Source organism: Arthrobacter sp. SPT-J7, assembly GCF_059089965.1.
This window is the reverse complement of record NZ_JBNHFF010000027.1, coordinates 1-24,734: the sequence shown is the minus strand read 5'-3', so window position 1 is coordinate 24,734 and position 24,734 is coordinate 1. Positions and strand designations below refer to the sequence as shown.

Sequence of the window (24,734 nt, the reverse complement as noted above, 5' to 3'; positions counted from 1 at the left end):
GGATAAACGCCTCTGTGTCGGCCCCAGCCAGGGCAGGACCGGTGGGATTGTTGGGGGTGCACAAAAGGATTACCTTCGTGCGGGCCGTGACTGCCGCGGCCATGGCCTTGAGATCATGGCGGCCGCCCTCAGCCAGCGGAATAGGGACGCCTTCCGCACCGGAGAGGCCAACACTGATGGGGTAGGCCTCGAACGAGCGCCAGGCGTAGATAATTTCATCCGGACTGCCGTCTTCGTTCCGCCCCGCGAACGCAGCCAGGATCTGGTTCAGGGCGCCCAGGCTGCCTGCGCCAGTGACGATGTCCTCGGCGGGAACATCCAGGAACGCGGCGAGCTCTGTGCGGAGCCTGCTGCTCAGCGGATCCGGGTAGCGGTTGAAATCCGTGTGCCGTGCAATCGCCTCGATGACCGCAGGAATCGGGGGCAAAGGGTTTTCGTTGGAAGACAGCTTGTAACTGGCCAGTCCGTCCACGGCGACTGGAGGTTTGCCAGCGGCATAGCGGGGCAGCTTTGCCACCACAGGGCGCGGCTGGATGCCCCCGGCGAGGGTATCTGATGAAGTCATGCAACCCAGCCTACTTCTCCCGCCGCGGGACGGAATGCGGCATGTGCGGGTCGCGCCCAGCCGCCGCAGTGGAACGGGCAACCGGACGGGTGCATCACAACCGCGGACCCGTCCGGCCACCTGTTTCTTTCGCCCCGCTGGGAGGGCCTACACCCGGGGAGTGCTGTCGGAGCTGGTGCCCGCCAGCTGGGGAGCCCAACCGTCGGTTCCCCGGAGATAGGCCTCCGTGGTGAACTCCTGCGCCCTCCCCGGTTCGAGTTGCGGCCTGTCCGGGGTGATGCGGGACCCCGGGCCATTGTTGTTGAATTCGTGGAAGCGGGCTTCCCGCCAGGAGAAACCGCTCATGTCTGTCCAGGGTGCGTCTGAAATATGCCGGCCCAGCCAAGAATCCCGGATGAGCACCTGGGCAATGGCTTCCACGTCCCCGCTGGGGTGCCAGGGACGGCCCAAATGGACTGAACCGGCAGCGGCGTCTGACACAAAGCGGCAGCCGGAGAACAAGTACCCGTGCTTGATCCCGATATTCAGGCTGCCTGCCGAAACGTAGCCGTTGTTGCTGCCGGACCCACGGTCAAGGGAGCGGATTTCACTTCCGGAGAAGACCGCAGTGCCCCGGCCGAAGATGAAATCCACGTCGCCTTCGATGTAGCAGCCGCTGAAGAAGAAACGCGACTGTACCCCGCGGGAGGGGGAATCAACCAGCAGCGTGTCCTGGTTGCCCAGGCACCGGACGTTGTTGAGGACGGCACGGTCTCCTGTCAGGAAGAGCGCCACCGCTTGGCGGTTCTTCATCTCCTGGTTGGCACCCTCGTCAAAGTCATTGCTGAAGGTGATGTTTGAAGCGGTAAAGTCCGGCCCGTCAATCCGAACGCTTGCGCTTCCGCCCGTCCCGTAGGGTCCGGTACCGTCCGGCTTAGGAGTGCCGGAGGCGTTGTTGTACACCAGGACAACGTCTTCCGCTTTCCTGCCGAGCCCCAGGAACGAGATTCTTGGCTTGTTGGCCGGCACCCTGATGGCCTCCCGATAGACGCCGGGCTGGATCCGGATAAGGGTGCGGCGGGTGCTGCCTGCGGCCACCGCGTCCACTGCGGCCTGGACTGTCGTGAACGCCTGGCCCCTGCCCACCTCCAGGATCGTGGGCTTGTCCACGGGGCGTTCGCTGGGCCAGTAGATGCCGGTGAGGGCATTCAGCCCGGCATTGAGGTGCTGGAAGTACCCGGGGGGAAGCGCTTGTTGCGCGCGAAGTTCAGACGCAACCAGCCTTGCCACAGCCAGGGCGCCTTCCGCCTGGAAATGGGTATTGTCGGTCACGCCTTGCGGGTACTGCGGATACTGGCCCGGCGAGGCATAGAGAAAGTGGGACTTGGTTCCCTCTTCGCCGAGCTTCTGCCACAGATCCTTTGAGGAAGCGGTGAGGTCTACAAGCGGCGTCCTGGTGGCCGCGGCGAGTTCACGTACAGCCCGCGGGTATGCACCGTGGGAGTCCTGGGCGATGCCAAGGGCACTGAACCGGCGGCGTTCCACCGGCGTTACCAGTACGGCTTTGGCGCCACGGCCGGCGGCACCGTCAATGTACTTCTGCAGGTACTTCTTAAAAGTGGTCTGCGGATCGGTTCCCCTGGCAGGGTCTTCAACCTTCTCGTCATTGTGCCCGAAGGAGATGAGCAGGAAGTCGCCAGGCTGGAGCAAGGCCACCACCTCATCCAGCAGGCCCGCGTCGGCGAAGCTCTTGGACGAAGCTCCGGACCAGGCGTAGTTGAAGACGTCGGCCTGTGGCCCCAACAGCAGCGGGAGGGCCTGCCCCCAGCCGGCCCGGGGACGTTCGGAGTGCTGGTAGGCGGAGGAGGTGGAATCGCCCACCACGAAGATCACGGGCTTGGTTCTTGCGTGCGGGGGGACCGTCACGGCGCGGACTGCGGCTTCTGAGCGGGCAACCCCCGGCCCGGCGAATCCGGCGGCCGCGGTCACTGCTCCAGCTGCAACAGCCGCCAGCATTGAGCGGCGCGTGGGTTGGAAGCGCCGCATCAGCGGGCATCCCCCGCCGTGAAGATCGGCCCGACGGCGTCCGCCAGGAGGGCGGGAACGGCCTGGGCGGCGTTGACGTGCGTCCGCAGTACGGGCGTCCAGGTGTCATCGGCGCTCAACTGCCTGTCCGCAGGCGCAGTTTCGTTATAGGCGGCGCGGAGGTCCACGATTTTGCCGTTGACTGCGTTTCCGCTGGTGGTGATGACCTTCCCCTTGAAGTAGGAGATCAGGGACTGCACGGGGATGTCCGCGGGGAGTGTGAAGGCATTGGCCTCGGCGTGCAGGTGTGACTCAACACCTGCACCGAAGGTGTATCCGTATGGGATATCCGAACCTGGGGTTGTCTTGAAGTGGTTGTTGTAGACGTCCACCTGGCCAAAACGCACCCGGGGTGCGCGCTGGCCGACGTTCTCGAAAACGTTGTGGTGGATGGTCACCCGCAGCTTGCCGGCGTCTCCCCGGCTGGTCGAATCCGTGGACCCGATGAGCAGGAGCTTGTCGTGCTCTGAGAACCGGTTGTAGGACATCGTTACGAGGTCGGAGCCGTTGGTGACGTCCACTGCTCCGTCGTGGACCTGGTACGGGCGGCCGAAGTAGCTGGGCTGGGCGCTGTCCAGGTTCGGGGCATCGGTAAAGTGCGAGTGGTCCACCCACACGTGCTTCGAGCCGTTGATGATCTGCAGCAGGTCGTACTCGCTGTTCCAGTTGCCCGTGGCCCCGTCCGTGGGGTCCCATGACGGGAAGCAGTCGGCGGCGTCCCGCACGGTGAGGTTCCGGAAGATGACGTTTTCTGCGCCGTTGACCCTCAGGGCGGCTCCAGTGATGCTGCTGTCCGGGCCGGCACCGACGATCGTAGTGTTGCTGGGGATGTCCCACCGGATGGCGGCGGCCTGCTTGGATGCGGCCAGTCGCCGCGCATTCTCCTGCGCGCCCTCCGGCTTTTTCGCAGTTCCGTAGCGGGCCGGGTCGAAATCATAGAGGTACTGGGCGAGGGAGTAGCCGGTACCGCTGGCATAGTCTTCGCAGCTCACCGGTGCGCCGTCCGGGGTGGCGTTGGCGGCAATGTCCCCATGGACCCTGATGATTTTGGATTCAGTGCCCGTAGCGAGGGCCGCGAGGAGCTGTCCTCTGTTGGAGACGTCGTAGATCCGGTCTTCCGCTGCGGCTGACCCGCCGGTGGTGCCGGCCCCCGAGGCCGCCCAGCCGTCGTTCTTGGGGAGTACTTGGCGTTCAAGCGGCTGGCGGGCGGTCTGGGCTGTCGGATCCGCCTGCGGGGATGGAGTTGCTGATGAATGGGCAGGTGCTGCGAGCAGGGATACGGCGATGGCCGCGGCGACCGATACGGGCGCGAATGGCATCTTCTTGCGCATGATCTCTCTTCCTTCATTGGAATGAACCACGCTTCGGTGCCGGTCTGGAATCACCAACACGTCAGAAAGCGATTTCTCAACTATGGGAAAACGCTTTCTGCTTGTCAAGGGCTAGTTGATATTTGACACCGGTTTTCATACCCAAGTCACGGGCACCCGTCACGCTCGGGCGGGGCTTTACGCAGGGAACGGTCCGACGCTTCAGCGTTACCCCGCAGGGGCCTCCCCGGGGTATGCAACCATTGGGTTATGCGACTGATTGCCCGGGTACTGATCAACGCCCTTGCCCTCTGGGTGGCCAGCTGGATGCTGCCGGGGCTGGAAATTTCCAGCTCCGCAGCCACGGACGCAGTGGCACAAACCGGTGTGACGCAGGGACCGGACACCATCGGGATTGTCCTTGCCTACTTGTTCATCGGCGCCATCTTTGGCTTGGTGAACGCCTTGGTCCGCCCGTTGGTGAGCCTCCTCGCGCTGCCCCTCACTATCCTGACTCTCGGCCTGTTCACGGTTGTCATCAACGCGGCGATGCTCTACCTGACATCCTGGATCAGCAGCTACACGCCGGTGAACTTCACCATCGATTCCTTCTTCTGGACTGCGGTTTTCGCGGCGATCATCATCACCTTGGTCTCGCTGGTGGCTGGCCGGATTACTGGAACCCGAAGGTAGCTGAACATCCGGGGCGCTGCCGCTGCAGATGCTGAAGGAACCTCCCTACCGGCCGCCGTACCCGCGCTCCTGCCTGCCGGTGTCGGCTGCATGGAGATTTGGCGTGGGAGCCTTGGCACGCGTCAGGGAAAAGCGGGTAGCGGTGGCTGCGCCGCCCGCGCCGAGCACAGCCACCAGCACGGTGGTTGACCCGGCCAACGAGGGGTCATCGCTGGCTGAAACGAGCCGGGCAGCGTCCTGATAGCCGCTCAGCTGGTGGCCCGGACCGATGCCCACATTCTCCCCAGTCTGCACGTGCAGGTTGTTCGTCATCGTGGCTGTGACCTGGTTTTTGGCATCCGGGTTGGGCGCACCGTCGGTGCCGGGGACCCAATCCGTCCGGTGCTCAAGATGGAGGGTGCTGACGTCCGCATTCGCCCTGATTCCAGCGACGGGCGACCCTGCCGTGAGAACGTACTTGAGGTTGTAGTCAGCCAGGAATTCCTCGCTTGCTGCCAAGTTCATGGCGTGAATCCCTCCTTGGCTATAGCCAACTCCCACGACAGTTGCTCCCCTTTGGGCTCCAGCCGCCGTCAGCGCCTCCATAACTGCCGCCCTAACGTTCTTGGAATTGCTGCCTACCCCTTCGGCTATTCCGCTCAAGCCAAAAGGATTCCCGCTCGCAACTCCACCATCCAATTGGGTCCCCGGGATCACCACCACGTAAACGTTCTGTCCGTCGTGATCGACCTCGATGACTTCGATGAAACCCGCCCCGCGCTGATCAATCAGCCTGACGCGTTCAAGCAGCCCTGTGGGAGAAGCGTCGAGGTCAATTGGAATGCTCTCCTTTCGCTCGAGCTCCACTTGCCGGGACCGCATGCTTGGCCACGCACCCTCCAGCAGCGCCTTGAGAAAGGGCGTGGCGGGTACCGCCCCTGCTGACATGTTTTCGAGGGCACTTCTGTTGAGGAAGCCAGTCCTCCAAAAGTCTGCATGCCTTTCCCGTTCAGCCTCCAGGTCTGGAATGCCAATACTCCGCCCAGTCGCCGCCACGGTCTCCGCTATCTCGTACTCCCGTTTGCAGGCCCGCACCTGGCCGCTCATGCGCTGCAGCTCGAGCCGCACTGCCTGCAGGCTCCGCTCGGACTCCCCTACCGCGCTCAGGGCAATGGTCCCGGACCAGCGGGGCAGGTTCTGGAAGGGAACGAGGTCTTCCCAGATGCGGCGGACTTCAACCTCCAGTTCGGAAAGCCTGGCAGCGAGGTCTTCCACCCTTTCGGCACCTCCGGCCAGTTCCTCCAACTGGAAACTGATGCCGCCGACACCACCACGGATCGTGAGGGGCCCGTCGTCGGGAGGAGCGTACACCCTTATGGGGCCGCTCCCGGACGGCGTAGCTTCGGCCATCACGGCCTGCCCGGATAAGTGCAGTCAGCGGTGAAGGTTTCGCGGGCATGCCTCTCCACAGCAGCCTTCGCTTCGAGGAGCCCCTCAAGGGCGTACCGCAAAGCAGCACACTGCAGTGATACCGCATCCCGGTAAGCCCGGCCGGCCGGCGACTCCCATTCCAGCAACTGAATATCCCTGAAGCCTGCCAGGACGTCCTCGCCGCGACGAACGCAGGAGGCCACACGCGCGGCCACCTGCTCCACCTGGGAAGCGCGCAACATATCCTCCTGCAGGTTTGTCCCTGCCGGCTCACTGCTCACTGCCGTTCCCCTTCCCGGAATCGCCCAGCGCCCGCACGTACGCCCTGACCTACTGGCGTGAACGCTACGGAGGACAATCTGGCGGCCCAACCGCCGCCGTCGCCTATGTGGACAAGTAATCCCGCAGGAATGGCTCAAGCCGCCGCAGGAGTTCATGAAAGAATCAGCACATGCCTGAAACTGCCGCCACAGCTGACACCCGTACCCCTTCAGGACGCCTGGCCCTCGCCGCGTCCCCGGAAAGAATCTCGCTCGGCCCGCTGGACGGCCGTTACCAGTCCGCCGTCGCCCCGCTCGTGGATTACCTGTCCGAGGCGGCACTCAACCGCGACCGCGTGGCCGTTGAAGTTGAATGGCTTATCCATCTGACCAGCAACAACGTGCTTCCCGGCGCCGGTCCCCTGACCCCTTCTCAGCAAGACCAGCTGCGCGCCATCGTCACCGAATTCGACGCCGGATCGGTGGCCGAGCTGGCTGACATCGAAGCGGTGACCGTCCACGACGTGAAGGCCGTGGAGTACTACATCGGCCGGCGCCTCCCGGCGATCGGCATCGAAAACCTCACGGCCATGGTGCATTTCGGCTGCACGTCCGAGGACATCAACAACCTCTCCTACGCGCTGGGCGTGAAGGGTGCTGTGGAGGACGTGTGGCTTCCGGCAGCGCGCGCCCTGGTGGCGCAGATCAGCAAGATGGCCCAGGACAACCGGGCCGTCCCCATGCTGTCCCGCACCCACGGACAGCCCGCCACCCCCACCACGCTGGGCAAGGAACTGGCCGTCATCGCGCACCGGCTCACGCGCCAGCTTGACCGCATCGCCAAAACTGAATACTTGGGCAAGATCAACGGCGCCACCGGCACCTACGCCGCCCATGTTGCGTCGGTTCCCGGCGCGGACTGGCAGCAGGTGTCCAAATCCTTCGTGGAAGCACTGGGACTGACCTGGAATCCCCTGACCACCCAGATCGAAAGCCACGACTGGCAGGCTGAACTCTACGCCGACGTCGCGCGCTTCAACCGCATCCTGCACAACGTCTGCACGGATATCTGGAGTTACATCTCCATCGGCTACTTTGCGCAGATCCCCGTGGCCGGCGCCACAGGGTCCTCCACCATGCCGCACAAGGTGAACCCCATCCGCTTCGAAAACGCCGAGGCCAACCTGGAAATCTCCTCCGGGCTGCTGGATGTACTGGGATCCACGCTCGTTACGTCCCGCTGGCAGCGTGACCTCACAGACTCCTCCAGCCAGCGCAACATCGGTGTAGCATTCGGCCACTCACTCCTGGCCATCTCCAACGTGGCCAAGGGCCTGGAACGCCTCGACGTTGCCGAGGACGTGCTGGCCGGAGACCTGGACACCAACTGGGAAGTCCTGGGCGAAGCGATCCAGATGGTCATGCGGGCAGAGGCGATCGCCGGCGTCGAAGGCATGGAGAACCCCTACGAGCGGCTCAAGGACCTCACCCGCGGACAGCGTGTTGACGCCGCCCGCATGCAGGAATTCGTCCAGGGTCTGGGCCTCTCCCCCGAAGCCGAAGCCCGGCTCCTCGCGCTGACCCCGGGGAAGTACACCGGCATCGCGGACCGGCTGGTGGACCACCTGAAGTAAAAGTACGACGGCGGCGCCGGGTCCGGGAGGGCCCGGCGCCTTCCTTCATTCCTCCCCTTCCGGCCGGCCAGCGCCCTGCTTCAAGGTGCGAAACTGGAGGAATGAAGCTGCTTCTGATCCGCCACGGACAAACTCCGGGCAACGTGCTTGGCCAACTGGACACCGCCCACCCCGGTCCCGGGCTTACTGAACTGGGTGAGCGGCAGGCCGAAGCCCTGGCCCGGTCGCTGGCGAAGGAGCCAATCGAGGCTCTTTATGCCTCCACCCTGGTTCGAACCCAGGTCACCGCAGCACCGTTGGGCCGGCTGCACAGCCTGGACGTCGAAGTCATGGATGGCCTCCACGAAATCGAGGCTGGGTCACTGGAAAAACTGACCGACCACGAGTCGCACAAACGGTACATGGGCACGGTGTTTTCCTGGGCCGCCGGGGATCTTGACCAGCGGATGCCGGCCGGGCCCGACGGCCACGACTTCTTCGATCGGTTTGATGCAGCCATTGCCCGGGTTTTGGAACGTGCATCCGGGGATCAGGCCACTGCAGCAGTTGTCAGCCACGGCGCTGCCATCCGGACCTGGGCCGGACGGCGGGCCGAGGACGCAGACCACGAGTTCGCCGCGAAACACGCATTGGCCAACACCGGGATTGTAGCGCTGGAGGGTGATCCGGACAGCGGGTGGAGGCTGATCCACTGGGACGGCAGCCCGGTGGGCGGCCTGGCACTTGCCGATCCCACGGCTGAGGACCCTACCGGACGGAACGTGGAGGGGCCCTAAACCGGCTGCCCGATCCGGCGGGCCGGGAACAGGGCTATTTTTCGGCACGGGCTGGTGCTCCCCACAACGGGTACCGGGGGCACAAGCCGCGCAGCCATCACGGCCGCCTCAGCCGCGCTCGGCCGTGCATTGCTGTCCATAGCCGTCAGGGTCCCCAAAAAGCTGCACCATCCTGGACCTAGGGAGTCCGGGATGACCGGGCTGCGAAGGGTCCTCGCCACCAGGGATTCGATGACGGTGCCGGGAAAGGCTTTCGACCCCGTGAAAAGCTCCAACAGGACCAGGCCCATGGCGTAGACGTCCCAGGTGGTCTGGGCTGATCCACCCGCCGCCTGCTCTGGACTCATATAGTGCACCGTTCCTGACGAGATCCCCGGCTCGGGAGCCGAGCCGGCGGCAGCCACGATGCCGAAGTCGATGATGCGCACCGGGCTCCTCCGCAGGCCGCTGAGCATCAGGTTGGCGGGCTTGATGTCACGGTGGACCAGTCCCTGCCCGTGCAGATGGGCAAGAGCCCCAAAGAGGCCGGATGCCCAACCGGCAACATCACCGGCACCGGGCCGGGCGGTGCGGGCTGTCTCTGCGAGGCTGTCGCCGAGGGCGAGCTCTTCAACCAGGAATGGGCGGCCGGCCAGTGGCGTCCCGGCGGGCATCACGCCGTGGGCGATGAACCTGATTATGGAAGGGTGCTTCAGTGCGGCCAGGACCTCTGCTTCATTGCGGATCCTCTCGAAGTGCTTTTCGGAGCTGCCAACGGCGACTTTGACGGCAACATCGGGACCGCCCGCACGGTCGGCAGCGCGGAAAACCTCCGCCAGTGAGCCCCGGCCCAAGCGTTCTCTGAGGTGGTAACGGCCCGCCGCCAGGGCCTTGACGGAAAGAGGGGCAGCGCTCTTCTGCAGTGGCGCTGTTGCGGCGGAACTCATGCGGAGAGGGCCGCTGTATGGGCTTCTCCCGGACCATCAAACTGCTCCCGGGAAGCGTAGGGGGACCGGACCCAGGCGTCGAGCTGAAAGCCGCAGCCGCAGCGCCAGACGGGAGGAAGCCGGACGGGACCGCCGCCGTCGGGCTCGAAGGTGTAGCCGACGGCGACCGGCCCCACAGCAGGCGTAACCAGTTCCATGGATATTCCGCAGTGCAGGGGGGCTTCGCGCCACACGCTGTTCACCTGCCCTGCATCGTGCAGCGCCACGCTGTTGGCACAGGCGCCAAGGCCGCCAAGCTCAGTAAAAGTTACCAACACACTCACGACTCCAGCCGAAGTAATTTCAGGATTGATCGTAAGCATACATATTACTAGGCAATCTAGCTAGTCAAGCTAGTTACTTCTCGGCGCGCCCGTCACCAACGTCCTGCAGGGCGTCAGTCATTCGCTGAAGGAAGTTGATGACAACATGCGCCTCCTCGGCGCTTAACCCTTCAGCAACCCCCATCATGCGGCGGTGCATCGCACCGAGGGTCACTCGGACTTCCCTGTCCGACTCAACGGTTGGAACCACCACCACGGAGCGCCGGTCCGTAGGGTGAGCTTCCCGCCGCACGTGCCCGCTCCGCACAAGCCTGTCAATCAGCGTGGTGGTGGAGGCGCTGGTGATTCCCAGGAATTGGCTCAAGTCCTTTGGTGCTGTCGCCTCGCCTGCTGCCTGGACGCGCAGGAGGTAGCGCAGGGCGAGGATGTCCGTTTCTCCCATGCCCATGGAGTCGCGGGTAAAACGCCGGACTGTTGTCTCGGCGGCCCGATAATCCCGTAGGGACTTAAGTACTGCCGCGCTGTAATCCAACTGGCCGTCGGGGCCGTACCAATAGCCAGAGCCTTCATTACCGGTGGAACGCATGCAAACATTCTAGATCAGCTGGTATCTAGACAGCCAAGCGAGTTATCCCGCTGACGTTATTCGCGTGCTTACCGGGCAGAAACACGAGCGTAACCCCACACTTCTATCCTTGTTTTGCATATCCCTTCGGCGAATCGAGGCAGACATGCAGACCAACCCGCGCCTGAACATCCGGCAGGTCGCCTGGGCCAACCCGGTGGGCGCGGACCTGCGCCGCGCGCAACAAGCCGAACTCGATGCGCGTTTTGGTACCCCTGACCACGAACCCGGCACGCCACCGTCGGGCTCTGACTGCGCCGTGTTCCTGGTGGCCTACGACAAGGGATCGGGCCAGCCGGTGGGATGCGGGGGCCTGCGGATGATCGACGCAACCACGGCGGAGATTAAGCGTTTGTACGTTGTCCCGTACACCCGCGGCTCAGGAGTGGCCAGCTCCATCCTGGCCGCGCTGGAAGCCGAGGCCTTCAAGCAGGGGATTACGCGCATCAAAGCCGAGGCCGGTTCCGCCCAACCCGACGGGCGCAACTTTTACCAGAGCTCCGGCTTCGAGCCGGTACCCAACTTCGGCCCCTACGTTGGCGTTGCGCACTCCTCCTGCTACGCCAAGAGCATCCATGCCCGCAGCGCTGCGCATACTGCCATGGCCTAGCAGGAGCGGTGGGTCGCCGGGGATCCGTCACACTCGGTGGGTCCGGCCCGAGGGCGGCAGCCTGCTGAAGTGGATTGATGAGGAAGCGGTCATCTACGCCATCCTCAGCAAACTGTTGCCGACGGCGGCGCGCCGGTTTTGGTTTTGGCGGCGGGCCAGCCTTAATAGGCTGTCACGCAGTGGTTGGGCACGATCCGCCAGGGCGATGCGTACGAGTGCCGAGGACGCCAGGCTCAAGGCGCCGGTCCGCAGCAGGCGCCGCCGGTCGTAGGCGCGAAGTGCCTCATCCTCGGGCAGTGTGTTGAGGAAGTCAGCCAGGGTTACCGCGTCCACCAACGATTCACAGGCACCACGGCCGAGGCTCGGGGCCATAGCGTGCGCGGCGTCGCCGATGAGCACAAACCTGCCGCGGATGAAGGACTTGAGAGGGGGAGCTGTCCAGATCCGCTGCACCAAGATGTCTCCAGGTGTAGCGGCAGCGAGCACCTGGCGTATGGCTGGTGCATGCCCGGCGTAGCGCTTCCGGGCCTGCACCAAGGCTGACGCAGCGTCGATTTTGTAGGGGCCAAGCACGGACCGGTAGCTGGCGTACCAGAACAACCCATCCTGCGCAGCGGCGAGGCCGAACAAGTCGCCGCGGCCCCAGTACTCTCCGACTGCGTCCGGGTTGACCCGCGAAGGAAGAGTCCCGCGCAAGGCAACGTATGGGGTGAGTCTGGCAGAGGTGCGGGTACCCCACACCTCCCGGCGGACAATGCTGTGCACCCCGTCCGCCCCGACTACCAGGCCGCCGTCGGCCGGAAGCGCCTGGACATTGCCCGTCACGCGGCGCACGGTACCGGGTACGGCAGCATCAAGCAGCCGCAGCAGGTCAACCCGGGAAATCGCGAACATATCCCCACAGCTGACAGTGACCCAGGGCTCGCCGGCAGCGTTACGGACGGCGCCGCTGCCAATCACGGGACTGGCGGACCGCGCCTCCTCAAGCACCCCGATCCGGGCGAGCGCGCGTTGGGCGTTCGGCCACATCCCCAGCGCGTTACCAACGGTTGGGAGCTCGGGCCGCTTCTCGTGAACGGTCACGTCGAAACGGTCCGGGTCCAGGCAGGACGCCAGCGCCAAACCGGCAATGCCACCCCCAACAATCGAAATTGTTTCCATGGATCGATTCTACTACTTTTGTAGTGTTTGGAAAGGGTCATACACTGGGCCCATGCCTGACCGTCGTACGAAACTGATGGATGCCGCCCTGAAGTTAGTGGCGGACAACGGCATGAAGGGACTTACCCACCGGGCCGTTGACGCCGCGGCGCACCTGCCTCAAGGCACCACCTCCAACTACTACCGGAGCCGCACTGCCCTGGTCGAAGCGGTACTGGACCGGCTGCTGGAGCTGGATGCCGCACTCCTGCAGGACCAGGGACCGGCCGGCCTGCCCCAGAACGTTGAGGAGCTGGCAGCCCAACTGGCCGATTTGGTGCTGGCCCTGGCCGGCCAGCACCAGGGCCTCACCCGCGCCCGGCTGGCCCTCTCGCTGGACCAGCCCGAGTCAGTAACAGCCGGACACTTCCGGCTGGTAGGCGGCCTCGAGAAGGCCCTCGCCGTGCTGGGAATCGCTGATGCGCCCGGCCGCGCCCGTGACCTGGCGGATTACGGCGACGGCGTCCTGCTCCATCTGCTCACGGTCAGGCGGGACGAACAGCCAGACGCTGCCGCCATCGCTGCAGCAGTCCGGCGGCTGCTGGCACCCTGACGCTCCCTTCGCCACCCCGCACGACGGCGACCTGCTGCCTTGGCCTGCGCCGGCCCGGCGTCGCACCCAGGAGTTGTCAGGCCTGGCTTGGCCAGCCGGTGTACGCCTCGGCAAGGTAGGCCATGCCGTGGCGGGAAGAGACGACGGAATGCAGTTCGCCGAGCTGCCGGGCGTGGGAGAAGTCATCGGCGTCGGTAGGGGTGTGCAGCATGGTGGTCATCCAGTAGGAGAACTGCTGCGCCTTCCATATACGCTCCAGGGCCCGGTCGCTGTAGCTCTCCAGCAAGCGGCCGGAGCCGGAGCTGTAGTGGCTGTCGAGTCCTTCGAAGAGGACTTTCACGTCATGGATTGCCAGGTTAAGGCCCTTGGCGCCGGTGGGCGGCACGGTGTGTGCGGCGTCCCCGGCCAGGAAGAGGTTGCCGTGGCGCATGGGCGTGTGGACGAAGCTGCGGAACGGCAGGACCATCTTCTCGATGACCGGGCCTTCCTTGAGCTCGAAGCCGTTGCCGTTGACCCGGCTGCGGAACTCGGCCCAGATCCGGTCGTCGTCCCACTCTGCGACGTTTTCCTTGGGGTCGCACTGGAAGTACATCCGCTGGACGGTTTCGGTGCGCTGGCTGATCAGGGCGAAGCCGTTGGCCGAGTTGGCGTAAATCAGCTCATCGGAACTGCGCGGGGCTTCGGCCAGGATGCCGAACCAGGCGAAGGGGTATTCGTGGAAGTACCACTTGCGGTGCGCTTCCGGGATCTGGAACCGGCAGTGGCTGCGGGAGCCGTCAGCACCCACCACGAAGTCGGCTTGGATTTCGAACTCCGTGCCCTCGGCGTCGGTGAACCGGACCTTCGGTTTGCCCTCAAGGTCGTGCACGGAGGTGTCCGTGACGCTGTAGCGGACGTCGCCGCCGTCGTCCTTCCGGCGCGCGGCGAGGTCCAGGAACACATCCGTCTGCGGGTACAGCCAAACAGACTCCCCCACCAATTCCTTGAAGTCGACGCGGTGGCTCTCGCCGTTGAAGCGCAGTTCAATGCCGTCGTGCCGGTCGCCGTCGCGCAGCACCCGGTCCGAGACACCGCTGTCAACCAACATGTTGACGGTACCGTGCTCCAGGATGCCGGCGCGGACCGTTTCCGAGATCTCCTTGTGGCTGCGGACCTCGATCACGGTGGACTCGATACCGGCGTTCGCCAGCAGGTGGGAGAGCATCAGCCCGGCAGGACCGGCGCCCATGATGGCCACCTGGGTGGTGATGATTTTACGTGTTGCCATGGCGCTGTCTCGCTTCATTGCGGGCTCCGCGAGGGCGGTGCCGGGTCTGCTGGTCTGGCACCCAGTGTGCGCCACGCGGAGTGACTGCCGGCACATCGATTCCGTTGAATGGCAGGAGTATCAGGAATCGGCCAGACGGCGGGCGATGCCGCGCGCGGCGGTCTGCAGCGCGGGCACCAGCGCCTGCAGACGCATCTCACGCAGGGGCACTACGACGCCGAGCGACGCAACCGCGCGTTGCCGGCGGTTCAGCACGGGGACAGCGATACCCCAGGTATCCGGGTCCACCACACCCTTCAGCTGGGCGAATCCCTGGTGCGCAGTTTCGGCCAGCAGCCCGCGGACGTCATCAGGACTGACCTCCCCGTCAGGGTCGCTGAACTGGTCCAGGTACTGTCCCTGGAGGGCCTTGTCCTGGTGGGCCATCAGCGCCAGCCCGGCAGAAGAAATGTGAACCGGCATCCTGCCTGCCACCTGCGCCCGGTTGGCCACCGAACCCCGCCGGGACAGCCTCTCCACAAAGAGGGCCTCCCAGCCGTCAAGCACCGCCAGGTTCACGTTTTGGTTGAGGACCTGCTGGATGTCCTCCATAAAAGGCATCGCCGCCTGCCGGAGGGCAAGGGTGGGAGAGGTCCGGTTGGCCAGCTCCCACAGCCGAAGTCCGGGCCGCACCGAGCCGCCGGGTCCGGCTTCGAGGAGTCCGTGGCCGGCGAGCTGGCGGACCAGCCGGTGGGTGGTGGTCAGCGGAAGGCCTGCGCGTTCCGCAAGTTCCGAGAGCTGAAGGGCGTGGACATCCTGGGGGAAGGCAACGATCAGGCGGACGATCCTGTCCACCACCGAATCACCTGACGCGGAATTGGCCACCACACACCCCGCTTCCGTTCAATGGGACGTTCCCAGCCTACCGCCGCGGCACCTGCGTCGGCTGGCGCACCCACTGAACTCCCGCTGTCGTCCTTTTACAACGCGGCCCAGCAGAACCAGCGTGAGGAGCGGGACGAAGACGCCCACAGCGCACCCCAGCGCCGGGTGGTCCTTGTTGCCGCGACCAATGCTGAACATCTCAGCGAGCAGTCTTCACGAAAGGAGCGCCTTCCTGCGGCTGGACTTCTGACGGGCGGCCGCGCTGACGTTCCTGCAAAATCCTGCGTCGCGGCCCTCCGAAGCCGGCCCGGACGTTCCCACGAATGGAACCGCGGGGCAACACCGCTGAAACAGCGCCCCCTGATGCTTGGGGCATGAAGCCCACCATACCGAACACACCCGCGGCTGAATTGAGCTGTGAGGTCTGCGGCCTGATGCCCGAACCTCCCAAGGCGCGCCTGACCCTGGCCAACGTGGCAGTGATGCTGCCCATCGAACTCCTGGTGCACGCCCTGGTGGTCGAAACCCACCTGCCCTATGTGGCCAAGGTACTGGTGCTCACCCTGACCGCCACGGTCCTGGTGATCTGGGTGGCCGAGCCGTCAGCTGCCCGGATCCTGCGCGGCTGGCTTCACGCCCCGGCGCTGCGCCACCGACGGAAGCTGGGGGCGGCACCTGCGCTATGGCGCGCCCGCACCGTCCTGCGCGACGAGCCCGGTTCCCTGCAGAAAGTCACCCAGGCGCTGGCCCGGAGCGGAACCAACATCCTGAGCATCCACGTGCATCCGGTGGCGGACGGGGTGTTGGACGAGTTTGTGCTCTCCGCCCCTGGGCACATTGGCGAGCGCGGACTCCTGGACGCGCTGCACGACGGCGGCGGCACCAGCTCGCACGTCTGGCCCACCACCGCGTTGGCCATGGCGGACGGGCAGACCAGGGCCCTCAGCCTTGCGGCGCGGATTGCGGACGCACCGGACGAACTTCCGCTGGCGGTGGCGGAGCTGCTCCGGGCGCGGATCCTCACCCCTGCGGCGGCCGCCCTGGAAAAGGACGACGCCGGCACCTGGCTCAAGATCCCCACCGCGTGGCACGGCCCCATCATCTTCGCCCGGCCGGGGGAACCGTTTACATTGGCGGAATCAGCCCGGGCCCACCGGCTCGCAGAGCTCGCCGAAATCCTGTCGCACCAGCGGGCGGCCAGCACGCCCAACTAGTTACATCCGGATGGTCAGTGCGCCCGGGTCCATTGTCATCAGGACGTGCTTGCCCTTGCCCTCGTGGTCACCGTCCAGCTGGTAGTCATCCTTATGTTCCAGGATGATCTCCACGGTCTTGCCCTGGTAGTACTCCACGGCGGTGTCCTTGCCCCGGCCCTTGCCGATCATTCCGGCAACCACCGAGAGCCAGCCCAGCCGGCCATGGTGGGGAGCCAGTACCGCCACGTCCAGCAGCCCGTCATCCATCTTGGCCTCCGGGAAGATCTCCAGGCCGCCCTGGACCTTGCCGCAGTTGCCCACCATGACGCTGCGCACACCGCGGCGCACTGCCCGTTTGCCGTCGATCACGATGGTTGCCTTGACCGGCTTGCCCGGCAAGTTGCGGATGCCGGCATCCACGTAGGCCAACCAGCCCACCTTGTGCTTAAGTTCCTCGTTGGTGTCGGCCATGATGGTGGCGTCGTACCCCACACCGGCCATCACCAGGAAGAGTTGCTCCTTCTCGGGGTCGCTCCGGCGGGCACGGACAACGTCGATCTTCCGCTCTGTGCCAATCAGGGCGCCGGCCATGGCGCCGTCGTAATCCGTGACATCCATGCCCAGGTTGCGGGCCAGCAGGTTGCCGGTGCCCAGGGGAAGCAGGCCCATGGGGATTTCGCCGCCGGACAGGACCTCAGCCACGCACCGGACGGTTCCGTCGCCGCCGGCAGCGATGACGATGTCTGCCCCCTGCGCGAGGGCTTCCTTCGCTTGGCCGACGCCGGGGTCCTCCTTGGTGGTTTCGAACCAGATGGGCTCGCCCCAATCGTTCTCGACGCAGTGCTTCGCTACGAGCCCGCGTACGTCGATGTCCACCGGTTTGGCAGGGTTGATGATGACGGCTGCGCGCTTGAGGGCAGTGGAGTTGGCAGTCATGGCGTCCTCTGGTGGCGGATGGAAAGGTTACTTCTCAAAGAAGACTAGCCTGACTGCTGAAAGCAGGTCATCAGCTTGCCGGCTAGAGCGTTTTTACTGCTCCAAGAACCTGGGCGAGGGAGTCCTTGGCGTCGCCGAAGAGCAGGGACGTCTGGGGTTCGTAAAGCAGGTCGTTCTCGATCCCGGCGAAGCCCGGCCGCATGGACCGTTTCAGGAACACCACCTGCCGGGCATCGGCAACTTCCAGGATGGGCATGCCGTAAATGGGCGACCCCGAGGAGGTCTTGGCGGCCGGGTTGACTACGTCATTGGCACCTACCACCAGCGCAACATCCGCGGTCTTGAACTGCGGGTTGATCTCGCCCATCTCCTTGAGCGATTCGTAGGGCACGTTGGCTTCGGCCAGCAGCACGTTCATGTGTCCGGGCATCCGGCCGGCCACGGGATGGATGGCGAAATCCACCTCGATGCCGCGGGCCTCCAGCGCCTGGGCCAACTCTGCCGCCGTGTGCTGGCCCTGCGCCACGGCCAGGCCATAGCCGGGAACGATGATCACGCGCTGCGCGTAGCCCAGGAGTACCGCCACGTCCTCAGCGCTGGAAGAGCGTACCGGACGCTCGCTCACGGCCGTGGATCCCGCCGTCGAACCTCCCCGGAAGGCGCCGAACAGGATGCCGGCAACGCTGCGGCCCATCGCCGCTGCCATGGCGCGGGTCAGGATGGTGCCCGAGGCGCCCACCAGCGTGCCCGCCACCACCAGCAGCACATTGCCCAGCACCACGCCCGACGCCGCCACGGCCAGTCCGGTGAAGGCGTTAAGCAGCGAGATGACGATGGGGACGTCCGCGCCGCCCACGGGCAGCACCAGGAGGACCCCGGCGGCCAGCCCCAGGACCAGGAGCAGCACCGCGAGCGGGGCAGAACCGGTGAGGATGACGGTGACGCCGGCTGCGACCGCCGCGAGCAGCACCACTCCCATCACGGCCGGAAGCCCCCTAAACACCACGGGCCGTGTGGTCATCAGTTCCTGCAGCTTCGCGAAGGTAACCCCGGACCCTGCGAAGGAAACAGCACCCACCAGCAGGGTGAACACGATCGCGAGACGGACCCAGGGATCGTCCGTATGGCTGAGTTCCAGGAACGCCACGAGCGCCGCAGCACCACCGCCCACACCGTTGAAGAGCGCCACCAGTTGCGGCATCTGCGTCATTTTGACCCGCCGGGCCACAGGGGCAGCCACCGCTGATCCGACCACTATCGCGGCCAGGATCCAGGGGATGTTCTCCAGCCGCGAGGACAGGAAGACGGTGACGACGGCGATCAGGGCACCGAGTGCGCCGATGAGGTTTCCCCGGCGGGCGGTGCGGGGCGAGCTGAGGCCGCGCAGCGCAAGAATGAAAAAGATGGCGGCGGCAAGGTACAGGAGCGATGTCCACACGGGGTCGAGGAGGCTCACTTGCCTTCCACCTTCCCGGCGCCCTCTTTACGCGCCGCTTGATTGCGCGCGTGGAACATGTGCAGCATCCGGTCGGTCACCACAAAACCTCCCACAAGGTTTGCGGTGGCCAGGACGACGGCCAGGAGAGCCACTGCGAGCACCCACGGATCGGCTGCCTGGCCAGCAACAATAATGGCACCGATCAGGATGATCCCGTGGATGGCGTTCGCGCCGGACATCAGCGGCGTGTGCAGAGTGCTGGAAACCTTGGAGACCACCTCAAAGCCGACAAACACCGCCAGGACCGTGATGGTCAGCAAACTCATCCCGTCCATCAGAGAACCCCTTCCCGCCGGCTGGTTGCCCTGGCGGCCAGCAGTTCCGCGGTGGGCTGGTGCCGGACTGAGCCGTCGTGTGTCAGACAGGAGCCTGCCAGCACCTCGTCGGCGAAGTCGGGCGCCAACGCACCGTCCCGGATCATGAGGGCCAGCAGGTTGGCGACGTTTTTGGCGTACAAGCGGGAGGCATCGGACGCCATCGCGGAGGGGGCGTCCTTCAAGCCCACCAGGGTCACGAAGCCGGAGCCGTTGGCTGTGGGAACGGGAATGTCCTGCCCGGGCACCACCGCTTCCACGTTGCCGCCGGACTCAGCGGCGAGGTCGACGACGACGGACCCGGCCCGCATGCCCTGCACCATCTCAGTGGTGACCAGGAGGGGTGCGCGCCTGCCGGGAACGGCCGCCGTCGTGATCAGGACATCCGCCTGGGCAACGTGCGGGGCGAGCAGCTGCCGCTGCCGGGTTCCGGCGTCGGAACTGAGCTGGCGTGCGTAGCCTCCGGCTGCCTCCGCGGTTTCGAGGTCCAGCCGGATGAAGGTGCCGCCCATGGACGCTACCTCGTCCGCGGAGGCGGGCCGGATGTCGTTGGCGAAGACCCGGGCGCCCAACCGCTTCGCGGTGCCGATGGCCTGCAGCCCGGCCACCCCCGCTCCGAGGACCAGGACGCGGGCGGGCGGGACGGTGCCGGCGGCGGTCATGTACAGCGGGAAAAACCTGGGCAGCCGGATGGCGGCTTCCAGGACGCAGCGGTAACCGGCCACCAGGGCCTGGGAGCTGAGGGCATCCATGGACTGGGCCCGGGAGATGCGGGGCACGAGCTCAAGGGCGAAGGATGTGACGCCGGCATCCGCGAGCGCCTGGACGGTGGGCAATTCTGACGACGGCGATGCCAGTCCCACAGTTACCGCTCCCCTTTTCAGGGACCCCGCCCTTTGCGGATCAAGTGGCCGGACGTGGGTGAGGACATCCAGCTGGGCTTCGTCGAGCTGCGGAACGATGTGGGCTCCGGCCTGGCGGTACTCTGCGTCCGGGTAGCCGGCGGCTGCACCCGCGTCTGCCTCAAGAAGTATTTCCACGCCCAGCGCTGCCAGTTGCTTCAACGTCTCCGGTGTGGCGGCCACCCGCCGCTCACCCTCACGGCGTTCCCGCGGTATGCCCAGTTTCACCCGCCGACTCCAATCGTTGCACGGGTGCGGCAACGCCGCCCTGCTGGGCCGTACCTGGTTCGTCTGAATTATTCGGCTTCACGGAGCGGCGCTGCTGCACGTAGTTGGCTTGAGTCTATGGCCCGTACCGCTGCCGCGGGAGTAGGGCTGCTGGCTTGGATGCAAACAGTTACCTGGTGGTTCGCCGGCTGCTGCGTTCCCCTCCGGCGAGCCGGTAGGAATCCTGCAGCAGTTCCTCCAGCAGCTTCGCGTCGACGCGGTCCAGCCGTACCAGGACCAGCTGCGGTGAGCGATCGTGGTGGGGAGTCCAGAAGTAGGTTTCCGGTTCGGTTCCGGCCAGGGCCTCGCGTTCCTCCGTTTTGACCGTGAGGACCCCGGGCTCCCAAATCCGGGCCATCAGGGTTTTGGCGAACCATGCCGGCCGGCCCCAGCTCTGCCGCTCCGTGACCCCCGGCAGCGTGAGGGCAGTTCTTCGGACATCATCCTCGGTGGCCATGTGCCACAGTCTGCCTGCGCCGCGGGCACCGGACAAGAGCCTGCATTATGGAAGACGCGTTTACCCCCGGGCGCTGAGGTCCGCGGAGACGAGTTTCGCGGTTGCCATGATTTCCTTGGCCACCGATGCCAGGTAGGCATCCGGGTCAGGATGCGCCGCCACGGACTGGGCCTGGAGTGATACGTTCACGGCGGCCACTACTTTGGGTCCGTCGTAGACCGGTGCGGCTACCGACATCAGACCCAGTTCCAGTTCCTGGTCCAGCAGGCACCAGCCCTGGGCGCGGACGGTGTCCAGGACGGCCAGCAACTCCTGGACGGTTCCCAGGGCGCGCGGGGTGAGCGGTTTGATGTCCGCGGCCGCCAGGTACGCCTTCAAGTCTGCGGCCGGCAGCCCGGCCAGGAGCACCCTGCCCATGGAGGTGGCGTAGGCCGGGAAGCGGGTGCCCACTGTGATGCCGACGTTCATGATCCGGCGGGTCGTAACCCGGGCGATATAGGCGATGTCCGTGCCGTCCAGCACCGCCGCGGACGTGGACTCCCCCAGCTTCAGCGAGAGCTCCTCGAGATGCGGCTGCGCCAGCTGGGGCAATGACAAACCTGACAAGTACGCGTAGCCCAACTGGAGGACCTTGGCCGTGAGGGCGAACGTCTTACCGTCGGTCCGCACGTAACCCAGTTCCACCAGGGTGTGCAGGAACCGCCGCGCCGTAGCCCGGGTCAGGTCGGTCCGGGCTGCCACCTCGGTCAGGGTCATAACGGGATGCTCGGTATCGAACGCGCGGATGACGGCGAGCCCGCGGGCCAGCGACTGGACGTACTGGTCGCTGGCCTGCGGGGCACCCGCTGCTGCTGCGTTGGTCATGGTTATCAATCCTAGGGGCCCGCCTCAAGCCGCCGGGGCGGCCTTCAGCGGTGCCGGCACCAGCTCCTGCAGCTCCTCCAAAGTGCAGCCGAAGGTCTCGCGGACCGTGGCGCCGCCGGGTCCGGTGAGGAAGACGGCCTTGTCCGTGTAGACGCGGGTGACGCAGCCGACGCCGGTGAGCGGGTAGGTGCAGGCTTCCACGATTTTGGAGGCACCTTCGCGGGTGAGCAGGGTCATCATCACGAAGACGTCCTTGGCGCCCGTGGCCAGGTCCATGGCGCCGCCGACGGCGGGGATCGCACCGGGAGCCCCGGTGTGCCAGTTCGCGAGGTCACCGGTGGCCGAGACCTGGAACGCGCCCAGGACGCAGATGTCCAGGTGTCCGCCGCGCATGATCGCGAAGGAGTCGGCGTGGTGGAAGTAGGACGCACCGGGCAGTTCGGTGACGGGGATCTTGCCGGCGTTGATCAGGTCCCCGTCGATCTGGTCCCCTGTGGCTTCGGGTCCCATGCCGAGCATTCCGTTCTCGGTGTGGAGCGTGATGTTCTGCTCTTCGGTGAGGTAGTTGGAGACCAGGGTGGGCTGGCCGATTCCGAGGTTCACAAAGGATCCGGGGGCGATGTCGCGGGCCACCAGGCGGGCGAGGTCATCCCGGCCCATGGCCGTCTCCGAGGTCTGGATGGACGTTGCGGTGCTCATCTCAGGCCACCTTCTCTGCAGTGCTGCCGGCTACGCGGACAATGCTGTTGACGTAAATTCCGGGGGTGACGATGTTCTCCGGGTCCAGGGCCCCGGTGGGCACGATCTCGGAGACCTGGACGATGGTGCGCTTCGCTGCCGCGGCCATGATGGGGCCGAAGTTGCGGGCAGTCTTGCGGTAGACGAGGTTGCCCTTGCCGTCGGCTTTGAGCGCCTTGATCAGGGCGACGTCGGCGTGGATGGGGGTTTCAAACACCTGGCCGCGGCCGTCGATGATCCGGGTTTCCTTGCCCTCGGCCAGCATGGTGCCGTACCCGGTGGGGGTGAAGAACCCGCCGATGCCGGCGCCGGCGGCGCGGATGCGCTCGGCCAGGTTGCCCTGCGGCACGAGTTCGAGCTCGATCTCGCCGGCCTTGTACTTGGCGTCGAAGTGCCAGGAGTCGGACTGGCGCGGGAAGGAGCAGATCATCTTCTTCACCCGGCCTTCCTTGATCAGCAGCGCCAGGCCCTGGTCGCCCTGGCCGGCGTTGTTGTTCACCACGGTCAGGTCCTTCGCGCCGCAGTCCATCAGCGCGTCGATCAGTTCGAAGGGCTGCCCGGCGTTGCCGAACCCACCGATCATCACGGTGGAACCGTCCTTGATCCCGGCCACGGCCTCCTGGACCGAATCTACGAAGCTCAACATGGCTAGGCCCTTCCTGTGTTGGTGCCGGTGGCGGTGACGTTTTCGAGCACGACGGCCAGGCCCTGCCCGACGCCGATGCAGATCGCCGCGACACCCCAGCGCTGACCGGAAACCTGCAGGGACCGGGCGAGGGTGCCGAGGATGCGGGTTCCGGAAGCGCCGAGCGGGTGGCCCATCGCGATGGCCCCGCCGTGCCGGTTCACGATGGAGGGGTCGATGCCCCACGCATTGATGCACGCCAGGGACTGCGCGGCGAACGCTTCGTTCAGTTCGACGGCGCCCACCTGGTCCCAGCCGATACCTGCCTTCGCGAGGGCCTTGTTGGCCGCCTCCACCGGGGCGAACCCGAAGTACTGCGGGTCGTTGCCGTGCGCGCCGCGGCCCGCGATCCGGGCCAGGGGCTCAAGCCCAAGCAGCCCGGCGGCACTCTCGGATCCGATCCAGGCCGCGGAGGCGCCGTCGGACAGCGGGGAAGCATTCCCGGCCGTGACCGTGCCGCCCACCTCTGCACCTTCAGGTTCGTTGCGGAACACCGTCTTCAGCCCGGCCAGCTTCTCGGCGGTGGAACCCGGGCGGATCCCCTCATCCCGCACCAAATCCGTCCCCGGCACCGGCGCAACGAGGTTGTCGTAGAACCCCTCATCCCACGCCGCTGCGGACAGGTTGTGCGAGTCCGCGGCGAACTGGTCCTGCTGCGCCCGGGTGACCTTGTACTTCTCCCGGAGCCGCTCGGTGGCCTCCCCCAGGGAAATTGTCCACTCCTTCGGCATCGCCTTGTTCACCAGACGCCACCCAAGGGTGGTCGAGGCCAGGGTCATGTCCCCGGCCGGGTAGGGCTTTTCCGTCTTGGGCAGGACCCAGGGGGCGCGGGACATCGACTCGGCCCCGCCCACCAGCACCAGGTCGGCGTCGCCGGCGTTGATCTGGCGGGAAGCGATGATCGCGGCGTCCAGGGATGAGCCGCACAGCCGGTTGACCGTCGTGCCGGGAATCGACACCGGCAGCCCGGCCAGCAGCGTCCCCATCCGGGCGATGTTGCGGTTCTCCTCACCGGCGCCGTTGGCGTTGCCGAACACCACTTCATCGATCCGCTCCGGGTCAAGGGCGGGGGCGCGCGTCACGGACTCCCTGATCACATGCGCGGCGAGATCGTCCGGGCGGACACCGGCGAGGCCGGAGCCGAACTTGCCGAACGGGGTGCGCACGGCGTCGTACACAAAAGCCTGGTTCATGGGGTGATATCCATTCCGGTGTTATCCATTTCATGGAACACCTGCTGTGCTGTCTTGAAGGCGGTGTTGGCGGAGGGAACCCCGCAGTAGATGGCGGTCTGCAGCAGGATCTCCTTGATCTCGTCCCTGCTGAGGCCGTTGGTGAGTGCCGCGCGGATGTGCATGGTCAGTTCTTCCCAGTGCCCGTGCGCCACCATTGCAGTAATGGTGACGGCAGAGCGCATCTGCCGAGTCAGTCCGGGGCGGGTCCAGATTCCACCCCACGCGATCCGCGTGATCATGTCCTGGAAGTCCTCCGTGAAGACGTCCTTGGTGGCGTTGGCCCGGTCCACGTGCGCGTCACCCAAGACTTCGCGCCGGACCTTCATGCCGCCGTCGTAAATCTCCTGGCTGGTGGCGCCGGGCTGGACCACCCCGTGCCGCTCACTGCCGGGCTGAAGGCCGCTCATATGATTGCTCCCCGTGACTCGGCCCAGGAGAGAAGGCCCCGCATCAGCTCGGCAACGTGGGCCGGCGCCTCGGCGGGAGCCAGGTGGGCCACGCCCTCAAGCGTGACGGCGGTGGCGGTGCCGCCGCCGGCGGTGATGCCCGCTGCCACTTCCTC

The 24,734-nt window shown here is 65.8% G+C and carries 27 protein-coding genes and 1 pseudogene; 6 read left to right on the top strand and 22 right to left on the bottom strand.

Translation table 11 applies throughout. The features are described 5' to 3' along the window. The 3 genes from AC5RWX_RS19670 to AC5RWX_RS19660 form a co-directional block, all read right to left on the bottom strand. Positions 1–565, bottom strand: a 565-nt coding sequence (locus tag AC5RWX_RS19670) for an aminotransferase class I/II-fold pyridoxal phosphate-dependent enzyme (RefSeq protein WP_494098007.1), incomplete at its 3' end; no start/stop codon positions are given. A gap of 147 nt (positions 566–712) precedes the next feature. After that, positions 713–2,590, bottom strand: coding sequence for a pectinesterase family protein (locus tag AC5RWX_RS19665; protein ID WP_494098006.1), 1,878 nt, complete (start codon positions 2,588–2,590; stop codon positions 713–715). Beyond that, on the bottom strand, positions 2,590–3,960 hold the full coding sequence (locus tag AC5RWX_RS19660) for a pectate lyase family protein (RefSeq protein ID WP_494098005.1): 1,371 nt from the start codon (positions 3,958–3,960) through the stop codon (positions 2,590–2,592). Before AC5RWX_RS19660 ends, AC5RWX_RS19665 begins: the two co-directional genes overlap by 1 nt. A gap of 249 nt (positions 3,961–4,209) precedes the next feature. Between AC5RWX_RS19660 and AC5RWX_RS19655 the strand changes: the two genes are divergently transcribed. Continuing rightward, complete coding sequence (locus tag AC5RWX_RS19655; protein ID WP_494098004.1) at positions 4,210–4,632, top strand: phage holin family protein; 423 nt, start codon at positions 4,210–4,212, stop codon at positions 4,630–4,632. Positions 4,633–4,677: 45 nt separating this feature from the next. On the opposite strand, the gene AC5RWX_RS19650 is transcribed toward AC5RWX_RS19655, so the two are convergent. Continuing rightward, positions 4,678–5,982 carry a hypothetical protein gene (locus AC5RWX_RS19650; RefSeq protein WP_494098003.1) on the bottom strand — a complete coding sequence of 435 codons (1,305 nt, stop codon included), beginning with the start codon at positions 5,980–5,982 and terminating at the stop codon, positions 4,678–4,680. A 38-nt stretch (positions 5,983–6,020) separates the two neighbouring features. Then, on the bottom strand, positions 6,021–6,323 hold the full coding sequence (locus tag AC5RWX_RS19645; protein ID WP_494098002.1) for a hypothetical protein: 303 nt from the start codon (positions 6,321–6,323) through the stop codon (positions 6,021–6,023). A 170-nt stretch (positions 6,324–6,493) separates the two neighbouring features. Between AC5RWX_RS19645 and purB the strand changes: the two genes are divergently transcribed. Together purB and AC5RWX_RS19635 are read left to right on the top strand one after the other, a co-directional pair. Next, positions 6,494–7,936 (top strand): adenylosuccinate lyase, encoded by a 1,443-nt coding sequence (purB, locus tag AC5RWX_RS19640; protein ID WP_494098001.1) that lies wholly within the window; start codon positions 6,494–6,496, stop codon positions 7,934–7,936. Positions 7,937–8,037: 101 nt separating this feature from the next. Next, positions 8,038–8,712 (top strand): histidine phosphatase family protein, encoded by a 675-nt coding sequence (locus AC5RWX_RS19635; RefSeq protein WP_494098000.1) that lies wholly within the window; start codon positions 8,038–8,040, stop codon positions 8,710–8,712. Here AC5RWX_RS19635 and AC5RWX_RS19630 read toward each other — a convergent pair. The 3 genes from AC5RWX_RS19630 to AC5RWX_RS19620 form a co-directional block, all read right to left on the bottom strand. Next, a complete protein-coding gene (locus tag AC5RWX_RS19630) occupies positions 8,709–9,638 on the bottom strand; it encodes a serine/threonine-protein kinase (protein ID WP_494097999.1) in 930 nt (309 codons plus the stop codon). The genes AC5RWX_RS19635 and AC5RWX_RS19630 overlap by 4 nt on opposite strands. Next, the gene (locus AC5RWX_RS19625) at positions 9,635–9,955 is read right to left on the bottom strand and encodes a hypothetical protein (RefSeq protein ID WP_494097998.1); all 321 of its coding nucleotides are present in this window, start codon (positions 9,953–9,955) and stop codon (positions 9,635–9,637) included. The genes AC5RWX_RS19630 and AC5RWX_RS19625 overlap by 4 nt, the downstream gene beginning before the upstream one ends. A gap of 79 nt (positions 9,956–10,034) precedes the next feature. Beyond that, entirely contained in the window at positions 10,035–10,547 is a 513-nt protein-coding gene (locus AC5RWX_RS19620; protein WP_494097997.1) for a MarR family winged helix-turn-helix transcriptional regulator, read from the bottom strand. A 145-nt stretch (positions 10,548–10,692) separates the two neighbouring features. On the opposite strand from AC5RWX_RS19620, the gene AC5RWX_RS19615 reads away from it, so the two are divergent. Next, positions 10,693–11,196, top strand: coding sequence for a GNAT family N-acetyltransferase (locus AC5RWX_RS19615; RefSeq protein ID WP_494097996.1), 504 nt, complete (start codon positions 10,693–10,695; stop codon positions 11,194–11,196). A 93-nt stretch (positions 11,197–11,289) separates the two neighbouring features. On the opposite strand, the gene AC5RWX_RS19610 is transcribed toward AC5RWX_RS19615, so the two are convergent. Further along, a complete protein-coding gene (locus AC5RWX_RS19610) occupies positions 11,290–12,357 on the bottom strand; it encodes an FAD-dependent monooxygenase (RefSeq protein WP_494097995.1) in 1,068 nt (355 codons plus the stop codon). Between the two features lie 52 nt (positions 12,358–12,409). Here AC5RWX_RS19610 and AC5RWX_RS19605 point away from each other — a divergent pair, with 52 nt between their 5' ends. Further along, positions 12,410–12,949 carry a TetR/AcrR family transcriptional regulator gene (locus AC5RWX_RS19605; RefSeq protein WP_494097994.1) on the top strand — a complete coding sequence of 180 codons (540 nt, stop codon included), beginning with the start codon at positions 12,410–12,412 and terminating at the stop codon, positions 12,947–12,949. Positions 12,950–13,025: 76 nt separating this feature from the next. Here AC5RWX_RS19605 and AC5RWX_RS19600 read toward each other — a convergent pair whose 3' ends face one another. Continuing rightward, entirely contained in the window at positions 13,026–14,216 is a 1,191-nt protein-coding gene (locus AC5RWX_RS19600; protein ID WP_494097993.1) for a 4-hydroxybenzoate 3-monooxygenase, read from the bottom strand. Between the two features lie 120 nt (positions 14,217–14,336). Next, complete coding sequence (locus AC5RWX_RS19595; protein ID WP_494098008.1) at positions 14,337–15,080, bottom strand: IclR family transcriptional regulator; 744 nt, start codon at positions 15,078–15,080, stop codon at positions 14,337–14,339. A 374-nt stretch (positions 15,081–15,454) separates the two neighbouring features. Here AC5RWX_RS19595 and AC5RWX_RS19590 point away from each other — a divergent pair, with 374 nt between their 5' ends. After that, a complete protein-coding gene (locus AC5RWX_RS19590) occupies positions 15,455–16,294 on the top strand; it encodes an ACT domain-containing protein (RefSeq protein WP_494097992.1) in 840 nt (279 codons plus the stop codon). Here the strand turns inward: AC5RWX_RS19590 and AC5RWX_RS19585 are convergent, their stop codons facing one another. The 11 genes and pseudogenes from AC5RWX_RS19585 to AC5RWX_RS19535 all read right to left on the bottom strand — a co-directional run. Next, positions 16,295–17,212: a diacylglycerol/lipid kinase family protein gene (locus AC5RWX_RS19585; RefSeq protein WP_494097991.1), complete on the bottom strand. Its 918-nt coding sequence runs from the start codon at positions 17,210–17,212 to the stop codon at positions 16,295–16,297. A gap of 82 nt (positions 17,213–17,294) precedes the next feature. Beyond that, complete coding sequence (locus AC5RWX_RS19580; RefSeq protein ID WP_494097990.1) at positions 17,295–18,668, bottom strand: NAD(P)(+) transhydrogenase (Re/Si-specific) subunit beta; 1,374 nt, start codon at positions 18,666–18,668, stop codon at positions 17,295–17,297. Then, complete coding sequence (locus AC5RWX_RS19575) at positions 18,665–18,985, bottom strand: NAD(P) transhydrogenase subunit alpha part 2 (RefSeq protein ID WP_494097989.1); 321 nt, start codon at positions 18,983–18,985, stop codon at positions 18,665–18,667. The genes AC5RWX_RS19580 and AC5RWX_RS19575 overlap by 4 nt, the downstream gene beginning before the upstream one ends. Further along, positions 18,985–20,154, bottom strand: coding sequence for a Re/Si-specific NAD(P)(+) transhydrogenase subunit alpha (locus tag AC5RWX_RS19570; RefSeq protein ID WP_494097988.1), 1,170 nt, complete (start codon positions 20,152–20,154; stop codon positions 18,985–18,987). Before AC5RWX_RS19570 ends, AC5RWX_RS19575 begins: the two co-directional genes overlap by 1 nt. Before the next feature lie 169 nt (positions 20,155–20,323). Next, positions 20,324–20,650 (bottom strand): MmcQ/YjbR family DNA-binding protein, encoded by a 327-nt coding sequence (locus AC5RWX_RS19565; RefSeq protein ID WP_494097987.1) that lies wholly within the window; start codon positions 20,648–20,650, stop codon positions 20,324–20,326. 60 nt (positions 20,651–20,710) lie between these two features. Beyond that, entirely contained in the window at positions 20,711–21,514 is an 804-nt protein-coding gene (locus AC5RWX_RS19560) for an IclR family transcriptional regulator domain-containing protein (protein WP_494097986.1), read from the bottom strand. A 24-nt stretch (positions 21,515–21,538) separates the two neighbouring features. After that, positions 21,539–22,213, bottom strand: coding sequence for a 3-oxoacid CoA-transferase subunit B (locus tag AC5RWX_RS19555; RefSeq protein ID WP_494097985.1), 675 nt, complete (start codon positions 22,211–22,213; stop codon positions 21,539–21,541). A gap of 1 nt (position 22,214) precedes the next feature. Then, on the bottom strand, positions 22,215–22,898 hold the full coding sequence (locus AC5RWX_RS19550) for a 3-oxoacid CoA-transferase subunit A (protein ID WP_494097984.1): 684 nt from the start codon (positions 22,896–22,898) through the stop codon (positions 22,215–22,217). Positions 22,899–22,900: 2 nt separating this feature from the next. Further along, the gene (locus AC5RWX_RS19545) at positions 22,901–24,130 is read right to left on the bottom strand and encodes a thiolase family protein (RefSeq protein WP_494097983.1); all 1,230 of its coding nucleotides are present in this window, start codon (positions 24,128–24,130) and stop codon (positions 22,901–22,903) included. Further along, positions 24,127–24,579, bottom strand: coding sequence for a 4-carboxymuconolactone decarboxylase (pcaC, locus tag AC5RWX_RS19540; protein ID WP_494097982.1), 453 nt, complete (start codon positions 24,577–24,579; stop codon positions 24,127–24,129). The genes AC5RWX_RS19545 and pcaC overlap by 4 nt, the downstream gene beginning before the upstream one ends. Beyond that, positions 24,576–24,734: pseudogene (locus AC5RWX_RS19535) on the bottom strand (alpha/beta fold hydrolase); the annotation flags it as partial. The gene pcaC and the pseudogene AC5RWX_RS19535, both read right to left, overlap by 4 nt.

Coding starts and splice junctions, on each gene's coding strand:
- AC5RWX_RS19665 (WP_494098006.1), bottom strand. CDS start 2,590: ATGCGGCGCTTCCAACCCACGCGCCGCTCAATGCTGGCGGCTGTTGCA.
- AC5RWX_RS19660 (WP_494098005.1), bottom strand. CDS start 3,960: ATGCGCAAGAAGATGCCATTCGCGCCCGTATCGGTCGCCGCGGCCATC.
- AC5RWX_RS19655 (WP_494098004.1), top strand. CDS start 4,210: ATGCGACTGATTGCCCGGGTACTGATCAACGCCCTTGCCCTCTGGGTG.
- purB (WP_494098001.1), top strand. CDS start 6,494: ATGCCTGAAACTGCCGCCACAGCTGACACCCGTACCCCTTCAGGACGC.
- AC5RWX_RS19635 (WP_494098000.1), top strand. CDS start 8,038: ATGAAGCTGCTTCTGATCCGCCACGGACAAACTCCGGGCAACGTGCTT.
- AC5RWX_RS19630 (WP_494097999.1), bottom strand. CDS start 9,638: ATGAGTTCCGCCGCAACAGCGCCACTGCAGAAGAGCGCTGCCCCTCTT.
- AC5RWX_RS19620 (WP_494097997.1), bottom strand. CDS start 10,547: ATGCGTTCCACCGGTAATGAAGGCTCTGGCTATTGGTACGGCCCCGAC.
- AC5RWX_RS19615 (WP_494097996.1), top strand. CDS start 10,693: ATGCAGACCAACCCGCGCCTGAACATCCGGCAGGTCGCCTGGGCCAAC.
- AC5RWX_RS19610 (WP_494097995.1), bottom strand. CDS start 12,357: ATGGAAACAATTTCGATTGTTGGGGGTGGCATTGCCGGTTTGGCGCTG.
- AC5RWX_RS19605 (WP_494097994.1), top strand. CDS start 12,410: ATGCCTGACCGTCGTACGAAACTGATGGATGCCGCCCTGAAGTTAGTG.
- AC5RWX_RS19600 (WP_494097993.1), bottom strand. CDS start 14,216: ATGGCAACACGTAAAATCATCACCACCCAGGTGGCCATCATGGGCGCC.
- AC5RWX_RS19590 (WP_494097992.1), top strand. CDS start 15,455: ATGAAGCCCACCATACCGAACACACCCGCGGCTGAATTGAGCTGTGAG.
- AC5RWX_RS19585 (WP_494097991.1), bottom strand. CDS start 17,212: ATGACTGCCAACTCCACTGCCCTCAAGCGCGCAGCCGTCATCATCAAC.
- AC5RWX_RS19575 (WP_494097989.1), bottom strand. CDS start 18,985: ATGGACGGGATGAGTTTGCTGACCATCACGGTCCTGGCGGTGTTTGTC.
- AC5RWX_RS19565 (WP_494097987.1), bottom strand. CDS start 20,650: ATGGCCACCGAGGATGATGTCCGAAGAACTGCCCTCACGCTGCCGGGG.
- AC5RWX_RS19560 (WP_494097986.1), bottom strand. CDS start 21,514: ATGACCAACGCAGCAGCAGCGGGTGCCCCGCAGGCCAGCGACCAGTAC.
- AC5RWX_RS19555 (WP_494097985.1), bottom strand. CDS start 22,213: ATGAGCACCGCAACGTCCATCCAGACCTCGGAGACGGCCATGGGCCGG.
- AC5RWX_RS19550 (WP_494097984.1), bottom strand. CDS start 22,898: ATGTTGAGCTTCGTAGATTCGGTCCAGGAGGCCGTGGCCGGGATCAAG.
- AC5RWX_RS19545 (WP_494097983.1), bottom strand. CDS start 24,130: ATGAACCAGGCTTTTGTGTACGACGCCGTGCGCACCCCGTTCGGCAAG.
- pcaC (WP_494097982.1), bottom strand. CDS start 24,579: ATGAGCGGCCTTCAGCCCGGCAGTGAGCGGCACGGGGTGGTCCAGCCC.